Raw genomic sequence first — 25,576 nt, 5'->3', positions numbered from 1 at the left:
GAATCGGGAGATCGGGGCGAGAAAGTTGAGAACAGAAACACTCGCGGGTCGATCGGCGATGATCACTTCGGTATCGACGCCGCCGACGACAAGGGGAACTGGCCGATGAGATCCAGGACGAGCGCTGCCGCACACGTGGGCCGGATCGGCGCTCTCGCCGTGGCGCTGGGTGTCGGCGCTGCCGTGACCCTCGGGTACGGCGTCGCGGCGGCCGACTCGAGCGACTCATCGGGTGCGTCATCGGAGTCCTCATCCCAGGCGTCCCCGTCGAAGGAGTCGTCGACCGAGGCGTCGGAACCCGACCGGGAGGCGACCAGGTCCGACGACGAGGACCAGACCGAGGACCAGACCGAGGACCAGACCGACGAGGACGACGAGGCGCTCGACGACAGCGGCTCCGACGACCCCGCCGAAGAAGAGCCCGCCGAAGAGCCACAACTCGAAAAGCCGGTCGAGGAACCACAACTCGACGACGAGACCGAGACGATCCCCGACACGCCGCGGCCGTCCACACCGTCGAACAGAGGCGACGACGACCCGATCGAGGAAAGCGCCGAGGACACCGCTGTGATCGACGCCGACGTCGAGGTGGTGGTCGAGGAGCCCCGCGCCATCGAGACCCCGGCCGAACCGGTCGCCGACGCGCCGGCGCAAACAGCTCCCGATCCGGCCGATGACGTCGAGAGCGCGGACGCGCCGCCACCCAGCGTCGCCCCGACACCTGTGGCGGCCGTCGCGCGGACGGCCCGGTCGCTGCCGTCCGCCCCGCCGAACCTGCCCAAGGCGTTCTCCGGACTGCTCGCCGCCGTCGGCCTGGCTCCGCTGATCGCCAACCTTCCGGCCGCGCCCGCACCCCCGCCGGCGTTGTGGGCGCTGCTGGCCTCGGCGCGCCGGGAATTCGAGCGCGCATTCACCCGGCCGGTCACCACCGCGCCCGCGCAGTCGACCATCGTCGCCGCCGCGGTGGTCACTCCCTACCCCACCACCCTGCCGTCGGTGAACAAGGGCTGGGTGACGGGCAAGGTGCCCAACAACTTCGGGATCGGCGGCACCGACCTCGGCATCATGTGGGACGGCGGAATCCGGCTCGGGGAACGCTTCGTCCACGTCGCCTTCGGAGACACCTTCGCCAACGCCAACATGACCGGCGACTGGCGGTCCAACGTGCTGCTGATCAGCACCGACAACGATCTGACCAACGGCCTGCAACTCGTGCAGACCGGATACGCCGGACGCTTCATCGGCCCCTTCAAGGGCCGGCTCGGGTTGTTCGGCTCGGAGGTCACCCAGATCCCCACCTCGGGCATCCAGATCGACGGCAAGCAGTTCGTCAACTTCATGTCCGTCAAGTCCTGGGACACCCCGGGCCGCTGGACCACCAACTACTCGGCGATCTCGATTTACGACCAGTCCCAGGACAAGTGGGTGTTGGCGCCGTCGACGATCCGCTCCGCGGGATGGTTCCGGTCGAGCACGCGGTACGTGGCGGGCAGCCAGAACTTCCAGCAGGCGGCATACGTCCTGCAACCCGAGGATCAGGTCGGTGAGGACGGCGTCCGCTACCTCTACGCGTTCGGCACGCCGTCGGGGCGGGCCGGATCGGCCTACGTCTCCCGCGTCGCCGAGGGTTCGGTGACCGACCTGTCGAAGTACGAGTACTGGGACGGTTCGAAGTGGGTCCGCAACCGGCCTGCGGTCGCCGCGCCGATCATCGGTGATTCGAAGCGGTCCACGGGCCTGTTCGGCTTCGTCGTCGACTGGGCCAACGACCCCAAGGTGTTCGGCGGCTATCTCGGCGGGCTGTTCGGCGCCAAGACCGGCGGCAACGTCAGCGAGATGTCGGTGCAGTACAACGAGTACCTGGGCAAGTACGTCGTGCTCTACGGCGACGGCAACAACAACATCCGTCTGCGCACCGCGGACACCCCGGAGGGCCCGTGGTCGGCGCCGGTCACCGTCGCGACCTCGAAGCAGTACCCGGGTCTGTATGCGCCGATGATCCATCCGTGGTCTGGGACCGGCGATCTCAAGGACGAGAACGACGAGCCCGACCTGAACAACCTCTACTGGAACATGTCGCTGTGGGGTGACTACAACGTCGTGCTGATGCAGACCGACCTGTCGCCGCTGAAGGCCGTCTACGTCTGAGCCGCGCGAGTTCTACCCAGTGGTCGTTCCGATCACGGTGGGACGACCCTGAGGTAGAACTGGCGGGTGTCGACGCTCAGTCGATGTAGCGCACCAGGTACGGCGCCATGTTGTTGGTGCGGACCGGGGAGACCTGCACGACGGGGTCGGTGGCCTCGACCATCTGCCCGCCGCCGATGAACATGGCGACGCTCTGTGTGCCGTTGGGGCCGTAGAAGATCAGGTCACCGGGCAGCGCCTGGGAGGGCAGCACCTTGCGCCCGACAAGATACTGGTCGCCCGAGGTCCGCGGGATCTTGAGCCCGGCGCCGGCGAACGCGTAGACCATCAGACCCGAGGCGTCGAATCCGACGACCTGCGGCCGCGGCGGCTCGGGCAGCACGAGGGCCGGCGCCGCAGCGGGGAGGCCCGCGATCGGGATGGCGCCGTTGGTGCCGTCGACCGGGATCGCCCCAGGCGGCGCCGCCGCCGGTGCGGGGGCGCTGCTGCCCCCGGGGTTGCCGAGCGTCGGACCCGCCGTGTTGCCGCCGCCGTAGGCGAAGGGGACGCCACGCTGCGAGAGCGCGCGGGCGATCACCAGGTCGACGGCCTGTTGGTTGCGGGTCGGAAGCGGGAAAAGCTCCGCACTCGCGGTGCCCGCTGTCGCCAACGACAGCGCCAGACAGATGACGACGGCGTAGATGCGCCTCATCTCACATTCACCTCTCGACTTCGACCCGAGCGGTGGGCAATTCCCACCAGCATCACTTGTACCTCCAGTAACACGCCTCTTTCCATCTGGAACGGCCCGCCGGAGCGAAGAGATGCAGTAGTGAGACCCAACGGTGATCGATCGGTGGGTGGACGCCCGTGTGAGCCGCCGGGTCAGGGGTATGCGGTGGCCGACGACAGCCGCCTCAAGAGGGAGACCGAGACCGATGACTGCGATACCGCCCGACCCCGAGCCGGCGCAGACGCCGGACCTCGAATCCGGTGGTGGGGTGACGCCCGGCGCGACGCCGCCCGACTCGGACCAGATGTCGGGAATCGGAAAAGTCGAGGAGAACCCCCGACGCCGGATCACTCCGGGGTCGGTCACCACCATCGTGGCCGTCGCGGTGTTCGCGCTGATCTTCCTCGCCATCGCGGTCGTGATGGTGCTCAACATGACCGGTGTCCTCGACTGATTACGCGATCCTGGGGAACCCCGGGTCGCTGGCATGGAAGGCTCGAACGCCTATGCCGCTCAGCCCGTTTGGACGGTCGGTTCCCCGATCTTTACGAGCATCTTGCCGATGTTGACCCCGGCGAACAGCCCGTTGAGCGCATCGACGCACGAGCCGATGCCCTCGAAGACGTGTTCGCGGTGCACCAGCAGACCCTGCTCATCCCAGCTGCGCAGTGCGGCGAACGCTTCCTGGAAACGGCCCCACTGATCGAGCGCGTTGAACCCCTGCATGAGCGCGGTCCGCGACAGCAGGTTGACGTAATTGGCCGGTCCGGGGTGTTCCCCGGTGAGATAGCTGGAGATCACCCCGCACAGCACCACCCGGGCGTTCTGCGCGAGCCGTCCGAGCACCGCGTCGAGAATGGCCCCGCCGACGTTGTCGAAGTAGACGTCGACCCCCTTGGGGCAGTGCTCCTTGAGCGCCGCCGCCAGATCCGCCGACCGGTAGTCGATGCACGCGTCAAATCCGAAGTCCTCCACCACAGTTCGGCACTTCAGCGGACCGCCGGCGATCCCCACCACGCGAGCACCGGCGATCTTCGCGATCTGCCCGGCCACCGAACCGGTCGCACCGGCCGCCGCCGACACCACGACCGTCTCCCCCGGCCGCGGCTGCCCGATGTCAGTCATACCGAAGTAGGCGGTCGCGCCCGTCGGCCCGTACACCGACATGACCGCGCGCTGGTCCACCTTCTCCCGCCCCGCGATCGGCGTGCTGAACAGATCGTCGCGGATGATCGCGTACTCCTGGAATCCCGTCAGGGTCGTCACGACATCCCCGACGGCGAAGGCGTCACACCGCGACCGCACGACCTCGCCGATCCCCGCCGCCCGGATCACCTCACCGAGTTGCACCGGGGGCAGGTAGCCGCGCTGATCGTTGAGCCACGTGCGGATCGCCGCGTCGATGCCCACGAACGTGGTGCGCAACAGCGCTTCGCCGTCGGCGGGCTCGGGCGCCGGTGACTCGACGAGTTCGGTGTCTGACGGCTCGACCAGGCCGACCGGGCGGCGACGCAACACGATCTGGCGGTTCATCGGGTCCGGCACGTGCCCGAACCTACGGCACCCCAGCGGGTTTCGGGCCGGACTCCGTACAATCGCGGCGGTGATCGTGGTCGCCCTGCACACCGCCAAGGCCCGTCGGCTGCCCGTCCGGTCGGTCGACGAGGTCGTCGCCGAAGCGGGCCTGGGACTGGTCGGTGACCGCTACCACGGCACCCGGCATCGACACGTCTCCATCCAGTCCGCCGAACTGCTCGACCTCGCGGCCCGTGATCTCGGACGCGATTTCGACTACGGGGCGACCCGCCGCAACATCACCGTGGACGCCGGCGACATCCCCATCCGGCCCGGAACCCGGGTGCGCATCGGCGAGGTCGAACTCGAAGTGGTGCGCATCCTCGCTCCGTGCCGGTTGCTCGACGACGACATCGGGGCGGGTGCGGCCGCGGCGCTGCGCAGGCGGGCGGGGTCGGCGTGCCGGATCCTCACCTCGGGCACGATCCGCATCGGCGACGCGGTGACGATCACGGAGCCGCCTGCCGAGGGCTGACCGCGTCAGCGGCGGCGTTCGCGCACCTTGTACGTCGCGGGCCAGGACTGCCGGGACTCGTCGCCCACCAGCGGGGTGCCCTTACCGCCGACCTGCACGTTGTAGGCCTCCTGACCGGCACCGACCTCGCGGTTGACGTGCTCCTGAGCCAGGTAGTACAGCTCGTCGATCGCCGCCTCGCTGTAGGCGACGAACGTCGTCTTCCGCGTGATGTCCCCCGCGCCGGCGGTCATCCGCTCCGGCAGCACCCGCGAAGCCAGCGCGCCCGCGGCGACGAGAAGGAAGGGAATGACCCAGTAGAAGACGAAGGTCACCGGGGTGTCCGTGTCGAGGATCGACGCGTCACTGCGGATCAGCGGCGGAATCGCCGCCGACACCGCCATGGCCGCGAACACGCCCACCCAGATCCAGGTGAGCCGCGCGGTGACCTGCTCGAACAGATCGGTCTCGACGATGTCCTTGGGCTGACCCGCGGCGGCGAACTCCCGGATGAACGGGCGTTTGACGAGCACACCCACCAGAGCGGTGACGAAGATGCCCGCGAAACTCAGCGGGGCCAACCAGCGCTCGGCGAACGCATCGCTCACCACGAGGGCGAGCACCGTCAGCACGGCGAACGTGACCACCGCTCCGATGTCCAGCGTGCGGCCCGAGGCGTGCCGCGCCGGTCCGAGCAGCAGGGCGGCGACGGCGACCACCAACGCCGCCACACCCGCGACGACGAACGGCACGTTGCCCATCAGAATCCAGTACACAACCCACGGCGCGAAACCCAAGACGATGCCCACGGGCGGTCAGTCTATGGGCTTACCGTGAGACCGACGGGACGACGTGGGCGCGAGTTGCGCCTCCGGTGGTGTACAACGGCGGGTGATGAGGTATCTGCTCATCGCCCTGTACCTGGGCGGATGGTTGTTGACCACCGTGCTGCTGCTGCGGCGGCAGTTCGGCGATGACGAACGCGGCCGACGCGATCGTCTCGTGTTCAACACCGTCAGCGTGCTGTGCGCGGTGGCACTCGCGGCGGTGTGGCCGCTGTCGGGGTGGTTCCTCCCGCTGATCCGCGCGGCGCTCGGCCGACGCGACGAGGAGTGAGCGTTGCTCGGTCAGGGAGTGGTGGCTGTCCCGTCTGAGGTGCCGGTGTCCGCACTCGTGTCACCCGAGGTGGCGCCCGACGTGTCACCGGAGGTGGTCCCGTCGGCGGTGGGATCACTGGTCGCGGTCGGCTCGCTGGGCGCCGAACTCTCCGCCGTCGCCGGTGCCGACGTGCTCGCCGTCGACGGATCGGTGGTGGCGGTTTCGGCAGCGGTTTCGACGGCCGTCTCCCCCGCCGTGGTCGGGGCCTGACTCGTACCGCTGACGGTCGGCGGTGCCGAGGTCGACGGCGCGGTGGTCGACGGCGCGACCGTGGTCGAGGTGGCGACGCCGGTGCTCGTCGTCGGCGGGGTCCCGCTGGTCGTCGGGATCGTTCCCGGCTGATCCTTCTCGACGATCGCCATGATCCGGGTGGTGTAGCCGTCGAGGCGCGCCTCGATCTGATCGGGAGGGACCTTGCCGGCTTCGATGTCCTTCTCGAATTGCGCCAACTCGGCCCACACCGCGTCGAGTTCCTTGGTGGCCTCCTCGGACAGCGGTTCGTCGAGGGTGATGAACACCTGGCGGGCCAGGGCATAGGTGAGGCAGTTCGCGCATTCGTAGTTCAACGCGCCCGCCAGGTTCTGCGGGGCCACCACGTTGTCGTCGGCGGGGTCGCTGTCGATGACGAAGACGACCTGATACGCCACCGCCACCGCGGCGCAGGAGTCGCACGAGGCGTAAGCCTGTGCTTCGTTGACGTTCATCGCGTCGGAGTTGTCCGTCACGTACACCATCGCGAACGCCGCTTCGTAGACCGTGGTGCCGTCGGTGGTGTTGACCGCGAGAGCCTGATTGTCGCCGGGCTCCGGGGCGAGCGGCCGGTTGACGGGGAACACCCAGCCGTCGTCGGCGCCGGTGGTGCTTCCCGCCACCGCGCCACCGCCGGAGACGCCCGCGCTGCCACTGCTTCCGGTGTAGTCGACCTCCTGTCGGGGCACCATGATCAGCGCCAACTGCGGGGCCTGTTGTGTCGGCATCGGGGCGTCGGTGTCCCAGACGGCCTGGATCACGCCCTGCTGGCCCTTGACGAACGTGGGCGCCGAGACGAGTCGCGGGTCGCCGTCGCGCCGGACCGGTCCGCCCATGTCGTCGGACTTCAGCGCGTAGACGATGTCGCCGATCGTTCCGCGCTCCCACGGCTGGATCGGCCGATAGGCCGCCTCGTCAGGCCACCACGCGTAGGCGACACCGGCGCAGATCACCGCACCGGCCGCCACCGCGACCATCCGCATGAGCGGCTTCCCGGCGGTGCTCTTCCAGACACCCGCGACGGTGCGGCGAACGAACCGCACCAGCATGTAGATCACGCCGGCGACCGGGATGACGATCGCCGTCATCGCCAGCACCCGGGCGATCGCCTGGATCATGTCGCCGTCGGCCCACGCGGTGAGCAGAACGTCCTGCTGCTTGTTCAGGCTCGCCCACGCCGTGCCCACCAGACGCGGCAGCGTCCACACCGCGAGCGCCAGGGTGGCCAGCAGCAGCGGAACGACGACCACCACCCATACCGTCACCACGATGCGGGCCCACGGCTTGAGCAAACGCGCGTGCGGATCGCCCCACCGCCACGGCAGGGCGCCCAGCAGGGTCGGTTTGATCCGGGAGTAGAGATCGGGCACTCCGGTCACGTCGGCGAGGACGTGGTAGCCGTCGAACCGCACCAGCGGCGCCAGCTGGCGAAGCATCTGCAGAATCTGGGTGGCCACGATGAGAAGCAGTGCGTCGTAACCGATCCACAGCCACAGCCCGGTGATCGCGACCGCCACGAGCGCGTTGAAGTAGAGACCGCCCAGGTCGGTGCGGATGCGGCCGCCGCGCCCGAGCCGGTAGGAGTCTGTGACGTCGGTGTAGAACGCCGGCCAGACGAGGTAGACGCCGAAACCCATCACGCCGGGAGTCGCCCCGCCGTAGCGTGCGGCGGCGGCGTGGCCGAATTCGTGGAAGCCCGCCGAGACGATGGTGACCACGAAGACCAGGATCAGCAGTCCGGGCCGTTCGAACGCGTCATGCGCCGCGGACGCGAGGCCCTTCTCGAAGAACACCCACCAGCACACGGCCGCGAACGCCGCGAGTGCAGGCAGCACCACCCACGTCCGGAACAGGACCCGGAACGGGTCGGTCACCCGTCGGGTGCGGTCGGGGTCGGTCACCGCATACCGGAAACGCAGGCCCAGCAACGGGTTCTGCTTCTTGAGCGCCGGCTGGGCGCCGTCCGCCCGGACCAGGAGGCCCAGCGGTCGAAGTTTGTCGACGAAGTGGCGGACGTTGTCCTCGCTGACGGTGCGGCCGGTGGACGACGAGACCTCCTGCGCCACCTCGGCCGCGGACCTGCGGCCGTCGATGGCCCGCAACACGGCATAGAGCAGCGGCGTCAGCTGGACTGTCTGGCCGTCGGCGCGGCGGACCAGGGAGGGTGGGACCCGGTAACCGGATCCCACCATCTCCCCGATCAGCTCGACACCGTCGGCGCGCTGCAGTCCGGCCTGGGTCGGCTCGGCGCCCATCGTGGTCACAGGAGTGCTTCCCCTCGCGTGTCAGGCGGTTCAGCCGGCCGTCGAGCCCCCGCCGTCCCCGCTGCTGCCGGTGGAGCCCGAGCCGCCGGAATCGCTCGAGCCACCGGAATCCGCGCTGCTCGTACCGCCCGTGCCGGAGTCGGTGCCTGCGTCGGCCGTGCCGCCGGTGGTGTCGCCGGCGTCGCTGTCACCCTGCGAGATCTCCGAATCCTGGTTGGAGATCGCCGTTGCGCTGCCCTCGAGGTTCTGGGTGATGATCGCGTCCTGTTCGGCGACCGAGATCGCATCGGAGTCCACCGAGCCGATGTTGGCGGCCACACCGGCGTTGATCGGGGCGGCCACGTTCGCGTTGGCCGCCACTGCGCCGCTGATCGGTGCGGCCAGGTCGGCGTCGAGGTCGACGTTGACGTTGACGTTGAGCAGGTTGCCGTCGAGCAGTGCGGCCGGGCTGGTGTCCACGGTGGTGCCCGTGCCGTCGGTGCCGGTGTCGGTGCCGGTACCCGTGCCATCGGTCGGGGGGACCTCGTCGGCGTCGGTGTCCATTCCGCCCTGGTCGATGCCACTGACCTGAGTGGACGAGGCGTAGGCGTCCGCTTCGAGGTTCTGGTCGATCATCGCGCCCTGGTCGACGACCGCCTGCGCACCCGAGCCGTAGGACAGCACATTGGCGCCCGCGGCGGCGTCGATCGGTGCGGCGACGTTCAGGTTCGCGGCCGCGGCAAGGTCGATCGGCGACGCCGCATCGATCGCGACGTCCACGTCAGCGTTCAAGTCGAGGATCGAGACGACCTCCTTGTCCGGGAGTGCAATGGCGCTCTCGGCCGAGAGTTCCTCGGGGGTAAGTCCGTCGATGGTCATGTCGTGCACCTTTCCGTCCGCTCCTGGTCGGCATAGCTACCGAGTCGCATGCGCTCGGCTGTGGTGTTGAGCCGGATACCCCGTTGCTTACAAGATCAACAGAAAAATCTGAGAAAGTATGAGAGAGCAGCGCCGTGAGCTGCGTGAACGGCGACGAACTAATTAACTTGGGCGTAGATACATGACCTGGACCACGCAGGTCAGGAGGGCGGCGCCACAGTAGGTGCACTCCTTGACCGGTTTGCCGGGCCGGCTTCGAATCCGCTACCGGCGCCCATCACTTCGACCGCGGGTCGGCGACGATCAGTCCGTGTTCTGTGGCACGGGCTGGGTGTCACCCGGCGCTTCGGCGGTCAACCGCGACCGGTCACCAGGTGTCGACGAACCGGTGCGGGTGCCGTTCGCGTGGGGCGGCCGAGGCCGCGGCCAGGGTGGCGGCGACGAGGCTGCGGGTCTCCGCCGGGTCGATCACGTCGTCGATCTCGAAGACGGCGGCGGCGTTGAGCGCCTTCGCGTTGTCCTCCGCCGCGGCGGTGGCCCGCCGCACCGCCTCCTCGCGTTCCGCGTCGTCGGCGATCGCCTCGAGTTCCTTGCGCAGGCCGAGCCGCACAGCGCCTTCGAGCCCCATCGGACCCAGATGCGCGCCCGGCCAGGCGACCGTCAGCAGCGGTTCGTGCAGTCCGCCGCCGGTCATCGCCTGCGCACCCAGGCCGTATCCTCGGCGCAACACCACCGCGATCAACGGCACCTGCAATGCCGCACCCGCGACGAGGAGCCGAGATCCCCTGCGCACCAGAGCTTCTGCCTCCGCGGCCGGTCCCACCATGTAACCCGGGCAGTCGACCAGCGACAGCACCGGGATGTCGAACGCGTCGCAGAGTTGCAGGAAGCGCGCCGCCTTGTCCGAGGCCGCCGCGGTGATGGCGCCGGCCATGAAGCGGGTGTCGTTGGCCAGCACACCGACGGGCCGGCCCTCGATGCGGATGAGCGCGGTCACCATCTCCCTGGCGAAGCGCTCGCGCAGGAACGTCGCGGAACCGTCGTCGGCCAGAGTCCGGATGATCGGCGCGACATCGTAGGCGCGTCGCGCGCGCTCGGGAACCGCTGTGCGCAAAGCACTCTGGTCCGGGGCCTCGCCGGGTGCGGCCGGCCCACCGAAGTAGCCGATGAGTGTCCTGGCGACCGCGACGGCCTGCGCCTCGTCATCCACCACGATGTCGACCACCCCGTTGGGTTCCTGCGTAGTGATGGGTCCGACCGCGTCGGGCGGTACGTCACCGAGGCCGCCGCCGGCGATCATGGCCGGACCACCCATGCCGATGGACGTGTCCGACGTCGCGACGATGAGATCGGCGCAGCCCGCGATGACAGCGTTGCCCGCGAAACACCGACCCTTGACCACCGCGATCCGGGGGACGAGGCCCGAGAGCCCGGCCCACAGCTTGAACGCGCGGACGTCGAGCGAGGACGCCACCGGGAAGTCGGTGTCCCCCGGGCGTCCGCCGCCACCTTCGGCGAAGAACACCGTGGGCAGGCGCATCCGCTCGATCAGGTCGAACAGCCGATCCTTCTTACGGTGCCCCAGAGCACCCTGAGTGCCGGCCAGCACGGTGTAGTCGTACGACAGGACCGCGCAGGCGGCGCCGCCGATCCGTGCCGTCCCGGCGATCAGCCCGTCTGCGGGGGTGCGGGCGATCAGGTCGTCGAGGTCGCGACGCGCCCGCTGGGCGGCGATCGCGAACCGGCCGTACTCGACGAACGATCCCTCGTCGACCAGATCGGCGATGTTCTCGCGCGCCGTGCGCCCACCGGCTTCGTGCCGGCGCGCGACCGCCTCCGGGCGTGCGGCGTCCTCGGTCAGCGCGCGGCGGCGCAACAATTCGGCGTAGTCCGTCCGCGGCGCCGCGGACGGACCCTCAGACGTAGAGCTCCTCGAAACGGCTGATCGACCGCTCGATGTCGCCCTTGACCGCGCGGGCGGCCGCGGCGCCGATCGGGCCGAACAGGGGCGCGCCCCCGAGTTCGAGGGTGACGGTGAACGCGCAGCCCGACGACGTCGGGCGCACCGCCATCTTCATGCCGTACTTGGTGCCGCCCACACCCTTGCCGTCGACCTGCAGCAGCGTGGGCGGATCCACCTGTTTGATGGTCCAGGTGACCCGGTTGCGCATGCCCTTGGCGCCGGCCACACCGACGATGGTCGTGCCCACCGTGAGCTCGTCGGGCAGCTCGCTGCGCCAGCCCTCGTGCATGACGAGCCAGTCCCCCAGTTCGGCGAGGTTGGAGGCATGCGTCCAGGCGTCGTCCGGATCCAGCGACAGCTCGCGGGTCAACTCGAGTTTGGCCACCACGCGATAGTAGTGGCGACCGGGCGCGGTCGACCCCGGATTGGGGCGACGCGCGGAGTCATGATCACCCCGCTCGGGCTGAAGTCACGGATATGCCTGGCGCGCAGGCCGATTGGCGTTTCGGCGCAAAACGCCCGCGATGAACTCTTGACTTATTCCAAAAAAGCGGGTGATATGGCTGTCGTGTCGTCGTCGTCCGAGTACGTGGACCAGTTGCGGGGCGCGGATCTGCGCGTCACCCGTCCCCGGGTCGCCGTGCTGGAAGCGGTCCACGCCCACCCCCACGCAGACACCGAGACCATCTTCGCCACCGTCCGGTCCAGTCTGCCGGACGTATCGCGGCAGGCGGTCTACGACGTGCTGCACGCCCTGACCGGCGCCCGTTTGATCCGGCGGATGCAACCGTCCGGTTCGGTCGCCCGGTACGAGACCCGCGTCGGCGACAACCACCACCACGTGGTGTGCCGCTCGTGCGGGACGATCGCCGACGTGGACTGCGCGGTGGGCGAAGCCCCGTGCCTGATGCCGTCCGAACACGACGCTCTCGACGGCTTCGTCCTCGACGAGGCCGAAGTCATCTACTGGGGCGTCTGCCCCGACTGCGCCGCCGAGAGTTCCACCGCAGATAGTTCCCGATCACATCCGTGATCGCAGCCCATCACCACCTTGATGTATGGAATACGAAGGGAAACACCGTGTCATCCGATACCTCCGATACCCGCCCCCCGCACTCTGACTCCGGAACCCAAAGCAACAGCGAGTCGGAGAACCCGATCATCGACTCGCCCGAGCCCAAGGCGCACGCCCCGCTCACCAACAAGGACTGGTGGCCCGAGCAGGTCGACGTGTCCGTGCTGCACAAGCAGAACGACAAGGGCAACCCGCTCGGTGAGGACTTCAACTACGCCGAGGCGTTCGCGCAGCTCGACCTCGAAGCGTTCAAACGCGACGTCATCGAGGTCATCCAGACCTCGCAGGACTGGTGGCCGGCCGACTACGGCAACTACGCCGGCCTGTTCATCCGGATGAGCTGGCACGCCGCAGGCACCTACCGCATCTTCGACGGTCGCGGTGGCGCCGGGCAGGGCTCGCAGCGCTTCGCCCCGCTCAACAGCTGGCCCGACAATGCCAACCTGGACAAGGCCCGCCGGCTGCTGTGGCCGATCAAACAGAAGTACGGCAACAAGATTTCCTGGGCCGACCTGATCGCCTACGCCGGCAACGCCGCGCTCGAGCAGTCCGGGTTCAAGACGGCCGGCTTCGCATTCGGCCGCGAAGACATCTGGGAGCCCGAGGAAATGCTGTGGGGCCAGGAGGACACCTGGCTGGGCACCGACAAGCGGTACGGCGGCACCAACGAGGACAAGCGTGAGCTCGCCGAGCCGTTCGGCGCCACCACGATGGGCCTGATCTACGTCAATCCCGAAGGGCCCGAAGGCAAGCCGGATCCGTTGGCCGCAGCGCACGACATCCGCGAGACGTTCGGCCGCATGGCGATGAACGACGAGGAGACCGCCGCTCTGATCGTCGGCGGCCACACCCTCGGCAAGACCCACGGTGCTGCCGACGTGAACGTCGGACCCGAACCCGAAGGCGCTCCGATCGAGGAGCAGGGTCTGGGCTGGAAGTGCCCCTTCGGCACCGGCAACGCCAACGACACCGTCACCAGCGGTCTCGAGGTGATCTGGACGGGCACCAACTCGGAGTGGAGCAACCGCTACCTCGAGATCCTGTACGGCAACGAATGGGAGCTGACCAAGAGCCCTGCCGGCGCATGGCAGTTCGAGGCCAAGAACGCCGAGGCGACCATCCCCGATCCGTTCGGCGGCCCGCCGCGCAAGCCCACGATGCTGGTCACCGACGTGTCGATGCGTGAGGATCCGATCTACGGCCAGATCACCCGCCGCTGGCTCGACCATCCCGAAGAGATGGACGAGGCGTTCGCGAAGGCCTGGTACAAGCTGATGCACCGCGACATGGGGCCGATCAGCCGCTACCTCGGCCCGTGGGTCGCCGAGCCCGAGATCTGGCAGGACCCGGTGCCGGACGTCGACCACGAACTGGTCGACGAGTCGGACATCGCCTCGCTCAAGAGCAAGGTGCTGGAGTCCGGTCTGACGGTGCAGCAGCTGGTCAAGACCGCCTGGGCGTCGGCGTCGAGCTTCCGCGGCACCGACAAGCGCGGCGGCGCCAACGGGGCACGGGTGCGCCTGGAACCGCAGCGCAGCTGGGAGGGCAACGAGCCGGCCGAGCTGGCCAAGGTGCTGCCGACGCTCGAGCAGATCCAGCAGGACTTCAACGCCTCGGCTTCCGGCGGCAAGAAGATCTCGCTGGCCGACCTGATCGTCTTGGCCGGTTCCGCCGCGGTCGAAAAGGCCGCCAAAGACGCCGGATACGAGATCGACGTACACTTCGCGCCAGGCCGCACCGATGCGTCGCAGGAACAGACCGACGTCGAATCGTTCGCGGTGCTCGAGACGAAGGCCGACGGGTTCCGCAACTACATCCGGCCGGGCCAGAAGACGTCGGTCGAGAAGCTGCTGGTGGAGAAGGCCTACCTCCTGGACCTGACCGCGCCGGAGATGACCGCACTCCTCGGTGGTCTGCGGGTGCTCAACGTCAACCACGGTGGCTCCAAGCACGGCGTGTTCACGAACTCGCCGGGCGCGCTGAGCAACGACTTCTTCGTCAACCTGCTCGACATGAACACCGCGTGGAAGCCGTCGGAAAACACCGAGAACGTCTTCGAGGGTCGTGACCGCGCCACCGGTGAGATCAAGTGGACGGCAACCGCCAACGACCTGGTGTTCGGCTCGAACTCGGTGCTGCGCGGCATCGCCGAGGTCTACGCGCAGGACGACAGCAAGGACAAGTTCGTCGAGGACTTCGTCGCGGCCTGGGTCAAGGTGATGAACAACGACCGGTTCGATCTCGAGAAGTTCTGATCCGGCGATCGTCGCCATCGCAACGAAACGGACACCCCGCGAACCGCATTCCGGTTCGCGGGGTGTCCCGTCTCACCGGTGACCGTCGAACTGCCCGCCGCGGTGCGGGCGATGTCCGCGCGCGGCCCGGACTGGGCGCGGTGGGTGGAGACGTTGCCCCGCGAGACCGAGGGCCAACTGCGCGAGTGGGAGTTGCGCGTCGACGGGGCGCCCACCCACGGAACGACTTCCCTTGTGATACCGGTCCGTACGTCGCACGGCCGGCCGGCGGTACTCAAGCTCGGTTTCCCCGACGACGAGTCCGAACACGAACACCTCGCGTTGCGCCGATGGGCCGGCCACGGCGCGGTGCGCCTGCTCAGCGCCCGGCCGCACCGCCGCGCGGTGCTGCTCGAACGGCTCCACGACCGCGACCTGAGCACGCTGTCCGACATCGAGGCCTGTGCCGTTGTCTGCGATCTGTATCGCCGCATCCACGTCCCGGCGCTTCCCCAGTTACGCACGCTCACAACGTGGTTGGAGTCACGCAGGGCCGAGCTGGCGGCCCTCCCCCGCAACACCCCGCTGCCGCGCCGGCTCGTCGAACAGGCGCTCACCCTGACAGGTGACCTGGGAAACGACCCGGCCTCCGTCGGCACGCTCGTCCACACCGACCTGCACTACGGAAACGTGTTGGCCGGCGATGCCCAGCCGTGGGTGGTCATCGACCCGAAACCACTCGACGGCGACCCGCACTTCGAGATCGCACCGATGTTGTGGAACCGCTGGGACGAGTTGGCCGGCGACGTGCGCGACGGGGTGCGGCGCCGCTTCCACGCCATCGTCGACGCCGCCGGTTTCGACGAGGACCGGGCGCGCGCCTGGGTCGTCGTGCGCATGGTGCACAACGCGGTGTGGGAACTGCAGCAGGCGGCACATCCCGACCCGCGCTGGCTCACCGTGTGCGTCGCGGTGGCCAAGGCTGTTCAGGACTGAATCCGGCCTCAGACCCGTCGGGTCAGCTGGGTGGCGATCAACGGCGCGATCTTGTCGGCCATGTACAGGTGCCCGGCGTCGGTGGGGTGGACGCCGTCGGCGCCGATGAGCCCGGGGGCGTCGACGAACCAGCGCTCCGCGATCGGGTCGACGAACGTTGCGTTGGCCAGGCCCGACTGATACCGCAGGGTGTCGCGGATCCGGAGGATCGCCGGCGGCGGATCGGCGGTCGGCCACGGTGGGCCGATCACCAGGAGCCGGGCTTCCGGAGCGGTACGGCGGGCGAGTTGGAACACGCCGTAGACCATGATCGTGAACAGGGTGGGCTCGACCCTCTCGTCGTTCCGCGACCCGTAGAACACCACGAGGTGGTCGTCGGCCTTCACCGCTCGGGCGGTGAGGTCCTCGAAGACACTGCCGCGGTTGCCGCGGGTCCCGTACCCGGCACCGCCCTCGGCAGCGACGTCGGCGCGCACCGGAAGGCCCTGGGCGGCCAACAACTGCCATGCCCGCGTCGTCCAGCCCTTGGCGCCTTCGCCACCCTCGTTACTGCCGGTGGTGTACGAGTCGCCGACGACGGCGACGCGACTGCCGGCGAACTGCAGCGTCACCATCTCGTCGTCGCGTACCGGCTGCGGGCGGGCGACCACCAGGCCGACCAGCAGCGCAACAGACAGCACCAACGTGACCAGGCGACTCACCGCTTACCTCCACAATCGACGGCACCGAGACGCCGCACCTCACGATGACTGAAAGGGTAAGTGTCGGCGAAGCTGCCGGCCTTCCGCGACTCGCTCGCGGGATTGTCACGAAATCGGCTCATCCGACGCGTACGGGTACGTGGTCGGTGTGTTCCTCGCGCTCGGCGTCCGGTGTCGGGGCGGAACGGCCGCCGACGCTGCTGCTCGTCGAATCCCTGACGTCCACCATCCGGCGCATCCACAACCGGGCCGGTTCCTCGACGCCGTGATACAGCGCGACCGCACCGACCACGGCGACGCCGAGCAGGCCGATGACCACCGTGGTGCCGGTCCAGCCCGGGGTCACGGTGATCTCGAACTGGACCACCGCCCAGTTCCATGCGGTGTGCACCAACTCGTGAACCATGTACAGCCCGAACGAGATGTGGCCGCAGTACACCATCGGACGGGCCGACAACAGCCGCGGCAGAGTGCCCGCCCCCACGGCCAGCGCCACGACCAGCGGAACGAACAGGACGTCCACCAGGCCGCTGGCGTCCCGGACGGAGGCCGGCGGATTGGCGTCGAGGTAGTACAGGCTGCCGACGATCGTCGCCCCGATCAGCAGCGCCAACCAACCGAAAGCGCGACGGGTCCGCTCGGTGGGTCGCAGCTTGCGCACTGCCGCACAGGCGAACGCGCCTGCGGTGAACTGCATCACGATGCGCGGCAACCAACTCCAGGGCGTGTAGAACTCGCCGGTGGCGAGCAACAGCAGCGTCGGCGGCAGCGAGGCGGCGATCGCCACCCACAGCAGAACACGCGCCCGTGACACCCGGGCGACACGGAAGATCACCAGGATCAGCACGCCGAACAGCAGATACGCCAACCACTCTGCGCTGATCGACCACGCCGGACCGTCCCAGCTGGTGCCGTCGAAGTACGGTTCGAACCACAGCTGGACCAGCAGCAGCTGGCGCAGATAACTGGTCGCGGTGAGCTGATCGACCGCCGGTGACGGGACGTGGCCGACGTTGCGGGTGAAGATGATCCACGCCGCGGCCAGGTGCATGGTGACCAGGTAGACCGGCCACACCCGGGCGAGTCGTAACCACAGGAAACGCAAAGTCGTTCGGGTGGACCAGGACTGACCCATGCGGTCGAGGTAGTTCCACGTCAGCACGAAGCCGCTGAGGATGAAGAACAGGTCGACGCCCTGGGCGCCGCAGTCCAGCAGCGGGGCCAGCGCAGCAGTGAAATCCGGTGCGGCCTGCGCCAACAGCGGCCGGAAGTGGAACAGGACGACCCAGACCGCGGCGACGATGCGCAGACCCGACAGGGCCTTGATCTCTCCGCTGCGCACAACACTCTTTTCGTGAGGGAGTCTGCTGTTTCGTCCGGGCCGGTTTCGTATGCCGCCCTGCGCTCAACGGGCAGCGTTAGGCAGGGTATCAGCGAGCCGGAGCCCGGTGCGCGTCCGAAACCTGTGGCACTGCTGCCAACTCGGCCACTGGGCCATTCACCGCAGCTCGAAGTGCTGGTAGTCCTTCGGTGTCCGCCAGTCCCCACCCCAGCGCCATCCGCGGTCGGTGAACACGAGTACGGCCGGGTCACCGGCGTGCAGGATGCCGGGATCGGTGCGGGTGCGGTCGACGTAGGGGCCGGCGTTGGCCGGTTCCACCGCACCACTGCCACCGATGTAGGGGTTGAGCAGCGGGTTGAGGTCGATCGCGCGACCGTAGGCATGGTAGGACCAGGCCTGCGACCCCGGGATCCCCCGGCAGTTGAAGGCCGAGGTGTTGTTGTCCCGCATCGACAGTTCGTCATCGGCGCCCGGGTACGCGTCGACGGTGCGCATCTTCGCGATGGGATAGCCCAGCCGCTGCAGTTGGCCGAACACCTCGATGACCTGCGCCACCAGGTCCTCGTGGACGACGAGTGCACCACGGTGGGTCCGACCGTCGAAACCGAGGTGGTCGAGTTCGACGCGCCGGAGACGTTCGGGGCCGAGGGGGCAGCCCGGTCGCCAGGTCGACCCCAGGTCGGCGGCGGTGACCGGGGTGACCGCAGCGGGTTGCGGCGCCGCAGAGGTCGTCCTCGTACTGGTGGGCGTCCTGGTGGCGCTCGGGCGTGTCGCGGTGGACTTCTGGGATGTGGAGGACGACGGGGAAGGCGGGGCCTGCGGCGGCGCGTCGGCCCCGCATCCGACGAGCGCGATGGCAGCGGCGGCCACGGCCAGCGCCGTCGCGGGGCGCCGGCCGATGCTGCGCCGGATTCGGATGAGTGACACCACCATGACCGGTGCCGACGGTACCGCGGTCACCGCGGCTGCCGGCCCCGGACAGCCGGATCGACGCCGCCGGGCAAGACCTTCGGTATTGTCAGGGGGCTATCACTGAAGAAGAGGTCAGCGCGGCCGCGGTGATGAACGAGAAGGACTGATTTGTCGATGCTCGCGCCGCATGACTCAGAACTGAGGCCTGTGCCCGATTCCGCCGTTGCCCCGATGACGCAATTCGATACATTGACGGTGCTCCTCGTCGAGGATGACCGCGGTGATGCGTTGCTCGTCGAGGAGTTGATCAGCGACGCGGTGGCTGACATCCGGCTGCGGTGGGCCGAGTCCATGGCGGACGCCGCCCGGGAGATCCGCTCAGGGCGCCCGGACTGTGTGCTGCTGGACCTCAACCTGCCCGACGCCAACGGAACCGACGCCGTGGACAAGATCTGCGGACTCGACCCCACCCTGCCGATCGTCGTGCTCACCGGCAACGTCGACGACCACTACGGCGTATCGGCGGTCGCATCCGGCGCTCAGGACTACCTCGTCAAGGGGAATGTCGAACCGGAGATGCTGCGGCGTTCACTCCTGTACGCCATCGAGCGGAAGCGCTCCGAGCTCACCGCGGTCGACCTGCACGCCAGCCATCTGCGGGCACAGGAGAACGCCCGACTGGAGCGCGGTCTGCTGCCGTCGCCGCTGCTGCTCGAGAACCCGGGCGTCGACATCGTCGCCAAGTACCGGCCGGGCCGGCCGAACGCACTGCTCGGCGGTGACTTCTACGATTTCGTCCAGACTCCCGACCGCACGGTGCACGTGATGGTCGGCGACGTCTCCGGCCACGGACCCGATGAAGCGGCCCTCGGGGTGGCGCTGAGGATCGGGTGGCGCGCACTGACCTTCGCCGGGTTGCGCGGTAACGAGCGCATGCAGCAATTGGAGCGCATCCTGCGCGCCGAGCGGCCGGGGCCGGGCATCTTCGCCACCGTGATGAGCCTCGCCTTCTCCCCCAGGGACCGCAGCTTCACGGCCGTGCGCGCGGGCCATCCCGGGATGCTGCTGCACAACCGCACCGGCAACAGCGTGGACTGGCTGGAACCGCCCGCCGGACCCGCGCTCGGCCTCGGCGGTGCGGCATGGCCGCTGACCGAACTCGAGTTGCCCGCCGGCCACGGCCTGCTGCTGCTCACCGACGGGCTGTTCGAGGGCCACTCCGGCGAGGGCAACGAACGCCTCGGTGAGGAGGGGCTCCTTGGCCTGGCCCGCACGGTGGCGGGGCTGCCCGGACCCCAGTTCGTCGAGGCGCTGATCGACCGCGCCGAGGACCGCGCCCGACGGCACGGTGGACTGACCGACGACATCGCGGTAGTCCGCGTGGAGCGCACCACGTGACGGCCCCCGCCCGCCGGCGGGGAGGCCAGTTGACGGTGCAGGGCTGGTTGAACGTCGTGCTGGCCGTGATGGGAATCCTGGTGCTGGCCGGCGCGTTCGCCGGAGCGATCCTGATGAACCGTACGGACGCGGTGTCGCGCGAACTGATCGAAGAGATCCAACCGTCTCGGGTGGCGGCCTACCGGTTGCAGGCCGCCCTGCGCGATCAGGAGACGGCGGTACGGGGTTACGCGATCGCCGCCGACGAACAGTTCCTCGAGCCGTACTACGAGGGGCAGCAGACCGAACGGGAAGCGGCCGAGGAGATCCGCGAACACGTCGGTGACCACGCCAACCTGATCGCCGATCTGGATGCGGTCGAACAGGCCACCGCCGAGTGGCGCGCGAACTACGCCGAGCCGTTCATCCGGAGCGTGGGCCCGGGCGCCCCCGTCGACAACGACCTGGTGCAACGCGGTAAGGAGCGCTTCGACAACATCCGCGCGCTGTTCCACGTGCAGAACGTCGACCTCGCGGCGGCGCGCACCGCCGGGGTCAAGGAACTGGACGAGGTGCGCGGATGGCGCGACCGCGTCCTCGCCGGCATCATCGTCACGTTCTTCGTGACCGCCTTGGCGCTGGCGATCCTGGCTCGCAGCGCGCTGGTGCGCCCGCTGTCGGCACTGGCCGCGTCGTGCCGCCGCATCACCGAGGGGCATTTCGACGAGCGGATCGTGGCCCAAGGGCCGCGTGACGTGCGGAGCATGGCGTCGGACGTCGAGGACATGCGACAACGGATCGTGGAGGAACTCGAGGCGTCGCGGGCGGCCCGTGAGCAACTCGACGAACAGGCCGTCGAGTTGCGCCGGTCGAACGCCGAGCTGGAGCAGTTCGCCTATGTCGCCTCGCATGACCTGCAGGAACCGCTGCGCAAGGTGGCCTCGTTCTGTCAGCTGCTCGAGAAGCGCTACGGCGACAAACTCGACGAGCGCGGCGTCGAGTACATCAAGTACGCCGTCGACGGTGCCAAACGGATGCAGGTGCTCATCAACGACCTGCTGACCTTCTCGCGCGTCGGACGCCTCAGTGCCGCACACACCGACGTCGAACTCGACGAGGCGCTCGACGCCGCGGTGTCGAATCTCGAAACCTCCATCGAGGAGTCCGGCGCCGAGATCGTGCGCCCCGAAGAGCCGTTACCCCAGGTCCTGGGTGATCCGACGCTGCTGACGATGCTGTGGCAGAACCTGATCGGCAACGCGGTGAAGTTCCGGAAACCGGACACCACGCCCCGGATCGTGATCGAATGCCAGCGCGGCACCGACGACCGGGACGGCCAGTGGGTGTTCACCGTGTCGGACAACGGCATCGGCATCGCCGAGGAGTTCTCCCAGAAGGTGTTCGTCATCTTCCAGCGGCTGCACGGGCGCGAGGCCTACAGCGGCACCGGCATCGGGCTGGCGCTGTGCAAGAAGATCGTCGAGTACCACGGCGGCTCCATCTGGATCGACAACACCTACACCGAAGGCACCCGGTTCCGCATGACCCTTCCGGTCGCCGTCCACGAACAACCCGAAGTGGTTCTGGAAGGAGCCCAATGATGACACCCTCGACGAGGCCCATCGACGTTCTGCTCATCGAGGACGACCCGGGAGACGAGCTGATCACCCGCGAGGCGTTCGAGCACAACAAGATCAGCAACACCCTCCACGTCGCCCACGACGGGCAGGAGGGTCTCGACTTCCTCTACCGCCGCAATGGCTATGAGAACGCACCCCGCCCCGACCTGATCCTGCTCGACCTGAACCTGCCGAAGTACGACGGCCGTCAGCTGCTCGAGACGGTGAAGTCCGATCCCGACCTCAACCACATCCCGGTCGTCGTGCTGACCACCTCCTCGGCCGAGGAGGACATCCTGCGCAGCTACAAGCTGCACGCGAACGCCTACGTCACCAAACCGGTGGACCTCGACCAGTTCATGAACGCGGTCCGTCAGATCGACGAGTTCTTCGTCCAGGTCGTTCGACTGCCGCAGAGCTGAGCTCACGCCAGTGCAGACCCGTGACTACGCCCCCGGCCGGTCGCTCGACCTGTACGGCGCCGCGGGGGACCCCGTGGTCCTGCTCTGGCACGGTATGCAGACCGATGCGCGGGCCGCGGTCCGGCCGCTGGCCGAACGAATCGCCGGGCACGGTTTCGCGGTGGTCGCACCGGACTGGAATTCCCATGCTGACGACGACGGACGCTCCGACCTGCTGCGCTCGGCCCGCTTCGCCGCCGACCAGACCGGCGCCGCGGACGGTCTGATCGTCGTCGGGTGGTCGCTGGGCGGGGCCGCCGCGGTCGGCCTCACCTTCGGAGCCGCCGAGTACGGGCTGCGCATCGCGCGCACGGTCTGCCTCGCCGGTGCGTTCATGGCGCCCGACCCGCTGTCCGGCGAACCGTTGACCCCCGGTGCCGCGGCCGGCCCGCGCGTGCCGGTCACGCTGGTGCACGGAAGCGGCGACGACGTCGTCCCGGTGAGCGCGAGCCGGGACTTCTCCGCCGAGTTGAGCGGGGCCGGCTGGCGTGTGCAGTACGTCGAGCTCGCGGCCGACCACGCCAACATCGTGGGTGCCCGCTACGACGCCGCCGCCGACCGCTACGAACCCTCCGACGACCCCGCGAGCCTGAATGTCGCCGCCGAGGTCGCCGAGATCATCGCCGCACCGGCCGGCTGACCGACTATCGGTGCTCCAGCCCGCTTTTGAGATCGGCCAACTTCCGCGGCCACATTTTTGACATGTATTGGCGCACAACACTGTTCGCGATGAAACCGTCATGCGTGAGGGTGAGCTCGACCTGATCGCCCCGCGAGTCGAGCTCGATCGACACCCGTGAGTTGGGCTCCGGTGGGAGGGCATCGGCATCCACGTCGACCGTCGACGGTACGGCGGCGGGGAACGTGAAGGCCAGTCGCCGGTACGGGTCCGCCTCGAGGACCACCAGGCCGGGGTCGTCGACTTCCAGATCGCCGTCGACCCACGTGTAGGGGGCGCCTCGCTGCCAGGTCGACACCATCGCATGGCCCATGTAGCGACCGGAAAAGGACGGCCCGGTGAGCGCCTGCCACAACCGCTCCGGGGTCGTCCTGATGTAGGTGGTGTAGGTGAACGCCTGGGTGTCGATCTCCGGTGGGACCGGTGACGCCTCGGGGCCGGTCGCCGAAGTGGCCCGCCCGCGGTCGTACTGACGGATCCAGCGGTCGAAGAGCGCGTTGATCGGTTCGGCATCGAGGTGGTGGAGTTTCTCGCGGCCACGCCGCTGAGTGGTGACGAGGCCGGCCGCCTCGAGCACCGTGAGGTGTTTGGACACGGACTGGCGCGTCATCTCCAGCCCCGCCGACAGTTCGCGCAGGGTCTGCCCGTCGCGCAGGTTCAGGCTGTCGAGCAGGCGGCGCCGGCTCGGGTCGGCCAACGCCTTGAACACCTCGTCCATCAACGGTCTCCGTCAGGCAACCGGTCGGCTGCATCAGCCACCATATGCACCCGAACGGTTGCCAGTCAACGTATCGGCCGCCATACCTTGAGGAGGACCGGCTCTCGGGGTGCGCCGCTTTGCCGTAATTGGCCACGCCGGTCGCGTTCGCCGAGTTCGGAACGGGTAGTGCGGCGGCCTGTGCGGTTCGACCGCCGGGGCGGCGGACTGGCCGCCAGGCGCAAACGCGCACGTCGAGGTGCCGCAGATTTCGTGGCCCAGGCCATACGAATTCCCAAACGTGAACGCGGCCACAGGTTTTGGACTGCCCGATACGCTCTGCTAGCGTCCGGCGGCATGTTTGCTCTAGTCACGTTGATGTCACTGGTCAACTCGGTTTCGGGCACGCCCTACGTCTCGGGCGGCGACAGCCCGGCGGGAACGGACTGCTCGGGCCTCGCGTCGTGGGTCAGCAACGCCGCGACCGGACGGCCCGTGTACGGCGACCGGTTCACCACTGCGAACATGGAAAGCGAACTGCTCGCCCGCGGCTTCAAACACGGTTCGGAACCCGGTGCGCTGGTGATCGGCTGGAACAGCGGCCATGCGGCGGTCACGCTGCCCGACGGCACGCCGGTGTCCTCGGGCGAAGGTGGCCGCGGCGTGAAGGTCGGCGGCGGCGGCGCACACCAGCCGCAGTTCACCAACCGGATGTTCCTGCCCGCTCCCCCGGAGGCAACGGTGCCGGCGCAGCCCCCGATCAATGTGCCGTTGCCGCCCCCGCCCCCCGGCGCCCCGCTGCCGCCTCCTCCCCCCGGCGCCCCGTTACCGCCCCCGCCGCCCGGCGCCCCGTTGCCGCCCCCGCCGCCCGGCGCCCCGTTGCCGCCCCCGCCGATGGCCGCGTGACCGACCCCGCGGTGTGACACGCTGCTGGAATGCAGCTCCCGCAGTCGAATCCGGACGTACCGCACCTCGCCGACGTGGTCCCCTCGGTGCTCGCGGCGATGGAGGTGCCCGGCTTCGACGCGCGGATCGACCTACCGACCGGGATCGGCTCCGCGTGCGTCCTGCTCATCGACGGCCTCGGCGCCGAACTACTCGATCGGCACGCCGACGATGCGCCGGTCCTGAGCGGTCTGCGCGGCGACACCCTGCAGGTCGGATTCCCGTCCACCACGGTCGCCAGCCTGGCCTCCGTGGGGACGGGGTGCCGCTCCGGGGCGCACGGCATGGTGGGCTACACGTTCCGCATGCCCGGTGCCGGTGTGGTGAACCCGCTGCGCTGGCGTCCCCACCCCTGGGGTGAGGATCTACGCGAGTCGATGCCACCCGAGACGGTGCAGCCGATGCCGACGGCCTTCGAACGCGCGGCGTCGGCCGGCGTCGCCGTACACGTCGTGTCGAACGCGGAGTTCGCCGGTTCGGGCCTGACCCGCGCAGTGCTGCGCGGCGGGCGTTTCATCGGCGTACACGGACTCGGTGACCTCGCCGCCTCGGTGCGCCGGGCCCTCACCGACGGCGGATTCTGTTACGGCTACCACGGCGACCTCGATCTGCTCGGGCACCTGTACGGGCCGGGGTCGACGGCGTGGCGTCTGCAGCTACGCCAGGTCGACCGGCTGGTCGAGTCGGTGGTCACCGGGCTGCCGCCGGGTGCGCTGCTCGCCGTGGTCGCCGACCACGGGATGGTGGAGGTCGATCCGGGCCGCATCCTCGATCTCGACGCGTGCGCTCCTCTGTTCGACGGGGTCGAGGCGGTCGCGGGGGAAGCACGCGCCCGCTATGTCTACGTCGCCGAGGGGGCGACGGCCACGGTGCTGGCGGCGTGGCGGGAGACGCTCGGCGACCGGGCCTGGGTCACCACCCGCGACGAAGCCATCGAGGCCGGCTGGTTCGGCGCCCGGGTGGCCGACGACATGCGCCCGCGGATCGGTGACATCGTGGTCGCGGCAAGGGATTCCGCGGCGCTGGTGCGTCGCACGGTGGAGCCGATGGAGTCGGCGCTGCGGGGCCAGCACGGCTCGCTGACCGATGCCGAACAGCGGGTTCCCCTGCTGCTCGCGCACGCCTGAACGTCGTGCGCGTGTGATCTTCGCGCACCG

General features: G+C 68.9%; 24 protein-coding genes. 13 read left to right on the top strand and 11 right to left on the bottom strand.

All coding sequences use genetic code 11. The features are described from left to right. The first annotated feature begins 105 nt into the window (after positions 1-105). Positions 106-2,148 carry a glycoside hydrolase family 183 protein gene (locus G6N49_RS09310; protein WP_011855726.1) on the top strand — a complete coding sequence of 681 codons (2,043 nt, stop codon included), beginning with the start codon at positions 106-108 and terminating at the stop codon, positions 2,146-2,148. A 76-nt stretch (positions 2,149-2,224) separates the two neighbouring features. On the opposite strand, the gene ripD is transcribed toward G6N49_RS09310, so the two are convergent. Further along, positions 2,225-2,839 (bottom strand): NlpC/P60 family peptidoglycan-binding protein RipD, encoded by a 615-nt coding sequence (gene ripD / locus G6N49_RS09305; RefSeq protein ID WP_011855727.1) that lies wholly within the window; start codon positions 2,837-2,839, stop codon positions 2,225-2,227. Positions 2,840-3,065: 226 nt separating this feature from the next. On the opposite strand from ripD, the gene G6N49_RS09300 reads away from it, so the two are divergent. Then, positions 3,066-3,314, top strand: a complete 249-nt coding sequence (locus tag G6N49_RS09300; RefSeq protein WP_041925064.1) for a DUF6480 family protein — start codon at positions 3,066-3,068, stop codon at positions 3,312-3,314. A 59-nt stretch (positions 3,315-3,373) separates the two neighbouring features. Here G6N49_RS09300 and G6N49_RS09295 read toward each other — a convergent pair whose 3' ends face one another. After that, positions 3,374-4,405, bottom strand: a complete 1,032-nt coding sequence (locus G6N49_RS09295) for an NADP-dependent oxidoreductase (RefSeq protein ID WP_011855729.1) — start codon at positions 4,403-4,405, stop codon at positions 3,374-3,376. A gap of 58 nt (positions 4,406-4,463) precedes the next feature. On the opposite strand from G6N49_RS09295, the gene G6N49_RS09290 reads away from it, so the two are divergent. Further along, a complete protein-coding gene (locus tag G6N49_RS09290) occupies positions 4,464-4,910 on the top strand; it encodes an MOSC domain-containing protein (protein WP_011855730.1) in 447 nt (148 codons plus the stop codon). Between the two features lie 5 nt (positions 4,911-4,915). On the opposite strand, the gene G6N49_RS09285 is transcribed toward G6N49_RS09290, so the two are convergent. After that, positions 4,916-5,698, bottom strand: coding sequence for a hypothetical protein (locus tag G6N49_RS09285; RefSeq protein ID WP_011855731.1), 783 nt, complete (start codon positions 5,696-5,698; stop codon positions 4,916-4,918). A gap of 85 nt (positions 5,699-5,783) precedes the next feature. On the opposite strand from G6N49_RS09285, the gene G6N49_RS09280 reads away from it, so the two are divergent. Further along, positions 5,784-6,005: a hypothetical protein gene (locus G6N49_RS09280; RefSeq protein WP_221222781.1), complete on the top strand. Its 222-nt coding sequence runs from the start codon at positions 5,784-5,786 to the stop codon at positions 6,003-6,005. A gap of 11 nt (positions 6,006-6,016) precedes the next feature. Here G6N49_RS09280 and G6N49_RS09275 read toward each other — a convergent pair whose 3' ends face one another. The 4 genes from G6N49_RS09275 to G6N49_RS09260 all read right to left on the bottom strand — a co-directional run bounded on the left by G6N49_RS09275 (position 6,017) and on the right by G6N49_RS09260 (position 11,766). Beyond that, positions 6,017-8,551, bottom strand: coding sequence for a hypothetical protein (locus G6N49_RS09275; protein ID WP_011855732.1), 2,535 nt, complete (start codon positions 8,549-8,551; stop codon positions 6,017-6,019). Positions 8,552-8,590: 39 nt separating this feature from the next. Next, complete coding sequence (locus G6N49_RS09270; RefSeq protein WP_041310159.1) at positions 8,591-9,418, bottom strand: hypothetical protein; 828 nt, start codon at positions 9,416-9,418, stop codon at positions 8,591-8,593. Between the two features lie 367 nt (positions 9,419-9,785). Continuing rightward, the gene (locus tag G6N49_RS09265) at positions 9,786-11,297 is read right to left on the bottom strand and encodes an acyl-CoA carboxylase subunit beta (RefSeq protein WP_011855733.1); all 1,512 of its coding nucleotides are present in this window, start codon (positions 11,295-11,297) and stop codon (positions 9,786-9,788) included. A gap of 37 nt (positions 11,298-11,334) precedes the next feature. Then, positions 11,335-11,766 (bottom strand): type II toxin-antitoxin system Rv0910 family toxin, encoded by a 432-nt coding sequence (locus G6N49_RS09260; protein WP_011855734.1) that lies wholly within the window; start codon positions 11,764-11,766, stop codon positions 11,335-11,337. Positions 11,767-11,949: 183 nt separating this feature from the next. On the opposite strand from G6N49_RS09260, the gene G6N49_RS09255 reads away from it, so the two are divergent. From G6N49_RS09255 to G6N49_RS09245, 3 genes are all read left to right on the top strand, one after another. Further along, positions 11,950-12,414, top strand: coding sequence for a Fur family transcriptional regulator (locus G6N49_RS09255; RefSeq protein WP_041310162.1), 465 nt, complete (start codon positions 11,950-11,952; stop codon positions 12,412-12,414). A gap of 47 nt (positions 12,415-12,461) precedes the next feature. Further along, a complete protein-coding gene (gene katG / locus G6N49_RS09250) occupies positions 12,462-14,711 on the top strand; it encodes a catalase/peroxidase HPI (protein WP_011560076.1) in 2,250 nt (749 codons plus the stop codon). A gap of 78 nt (positions 14,712-14,789) precedes the next feature. Then, entirely contained in the window at positions 14,790-15,686 is an 897-nt protein-coding gene (locus G6N49_RS09245) for an aminoglycoside phosphotransferase family protein (RefSeq protein WP_011855735.1), read from the top strand. 8 nt (positions 15,687-15,694) lie between these two features. Here G6N49_RS09245 and G6N49_RS09240 read toward each other — a convergent pair whose 3' ends face one another. From G6N49_RS09240 to G6N49_RS09230, 3 genes are all read right to left on the bottom strand, one after another. Continuing rightward, positions 15,695-16,387, bottom strand: a complete 693-nt coding sequence (locus G6N49_RS09240) for an Rv0518 family GDSL lipase (protein ID WP_011855736.1) — start codon at positions 16,385-16,387, stop codon at positions 15,695-15,697. Positions 16,388-16,505: 118 nt separating this feature from the next. Next, the gene (locus tag G6N49_RS09235; protein ID WP_011560079.1) at positions 16,506-17,729 is read right to left on the bottom strand and encodes an acyltransferase family protein; all 1,224 of its coding nucleotides are present in this window, start codon (positions 17,727-17,729) and stop codon (positions 16,506-16,508) included. A 156-nt stretch (positions 17,730-17,885) separates the two neighbouring features. Further along, entirely contained in the window at positions 17,886-18,689 is an 804-nt protein-coding gene (locus G6N49_RS09230; RefSeq protein WP_011560080.1) for a M15 family metallopeptidase, read from the bottom strand. Between the two features lie 126 nt (positions 18,690-18,815). On the opposite strand from G6N49_RS09230, the gene G6N49_RS09225 reads away from it, so the two are divergent. Genes G6N49_RS09225 through G6N49_RS09210 form a run of 4 tightly spaced genes read left to right on the top strand, consistent with a single transcriptional unit; the run spans position 18,816 to position 22,738 of the window. Further along, the gene (locus G6N49_RS09225; RefSeq protein WP_011560081.1) at positions 18,816-20,039 is read left to right on the top strand and encodes a PP2C family protein-serine/threonine phosphatase; all 1,224 of its coding nucleotides are present in this window, start codon (positions 18,816-18,818) and stop codon (positions 20,037-20,039) included. Beyond that, entirely contained in the window at positions 20,036-21,619 is a 1,584-nt protein-coding gene (locus G6N49_RS09220) for a sensor histidine kinase (RefSeq protein WP_011560082.1), read from the top strand. The genes G6N49_RS09225 and G6N49_RS09220 overlap by 4 nt, the downstream gene beginning before the upstream one ends. After that, entirely contained in the window at positions 21,619-22,059 is a 441-nt protein-coding gene (locus G6N49_RS09215) for a response regulator (RefSeq protein ID WP_041309694.1), read from the top strand. The genes G6N49_RS09220 and G6N49_RS09215 overlap by 1 nt, the downstream gene beginning before the upstream one ends. Positions 22,060-22,069: 10 nt before the next feature. After that, the gene (locus G6N49_RS09210; protein WP_011560084.1) at positions 22,070-22,738 is read left to right on the top strand and encodes an alpha/beta hydrolase; all 669 of its coding nucleotides are present in this window, start codon (positions 22,070-22,072) and stop codon (positions 22,736-22,738) included. A gap of 4 nt (positions 22,739-22,742) precedes the next feature. Here G6N49_RS09210 and G6N49_RS09205 read toward each other — a convergent pair whose 3' ends face one another. Next, positions 22,743-23,495, bottom strand: a complete 753-nt coding sequence (locus tag G6N49_RS09205) for an ArsR/SmtB family transcription factor (protein ID WP_011560085.1) — start codon at positions 23,493-23,495, stop codon at positions 22,743-22,745. 336 nt (positions 23,496-23,831) lie between these two features. Between G6N49_RS09205 and G6N49_RS09200 the strand changes: the two genes are divergently transcribed. Further along, positions 23,832-24,380: a glycoside hydrolase gene (locus tag G6N49_RS09200; protein WP_041925066.1), complete on the top strand. Its 549-nt coding sequence runs from the start codon at positions 23,832-23,834 to the stop codon at positions 24,378-24,380. A 29-nt stretch (positions 24,381-24,409) separates the two neighbouring features. After that, positions 24,410-25,546, top strand: a complete 1,137-nt coding sequence (locus G6N49_RS09195) for an alkaline phosphatase family protein (RefSeq protein ID WP_011855738.1) — start codon at positions 24,410-24,412, stop codon at positions 25,544-25,546. Positions 25,547-25,576 lie beyond the last annotated feature (30 nt).

Source organism: Mycolicibacterium monacense, from assembly GCF_010731575.1.
GTDB classification, from domain to species: Bacteria; Actinomycetota; Actinomycetes; order Mycobacteriales; family Mycobacteriaceae; genus Mycobacterium; species Mycobacterium monacense.
Note: the sequence above shows the minus strand (reverse complement) of the source record. Positions and strands in the feature narration are given on the sequence as shown.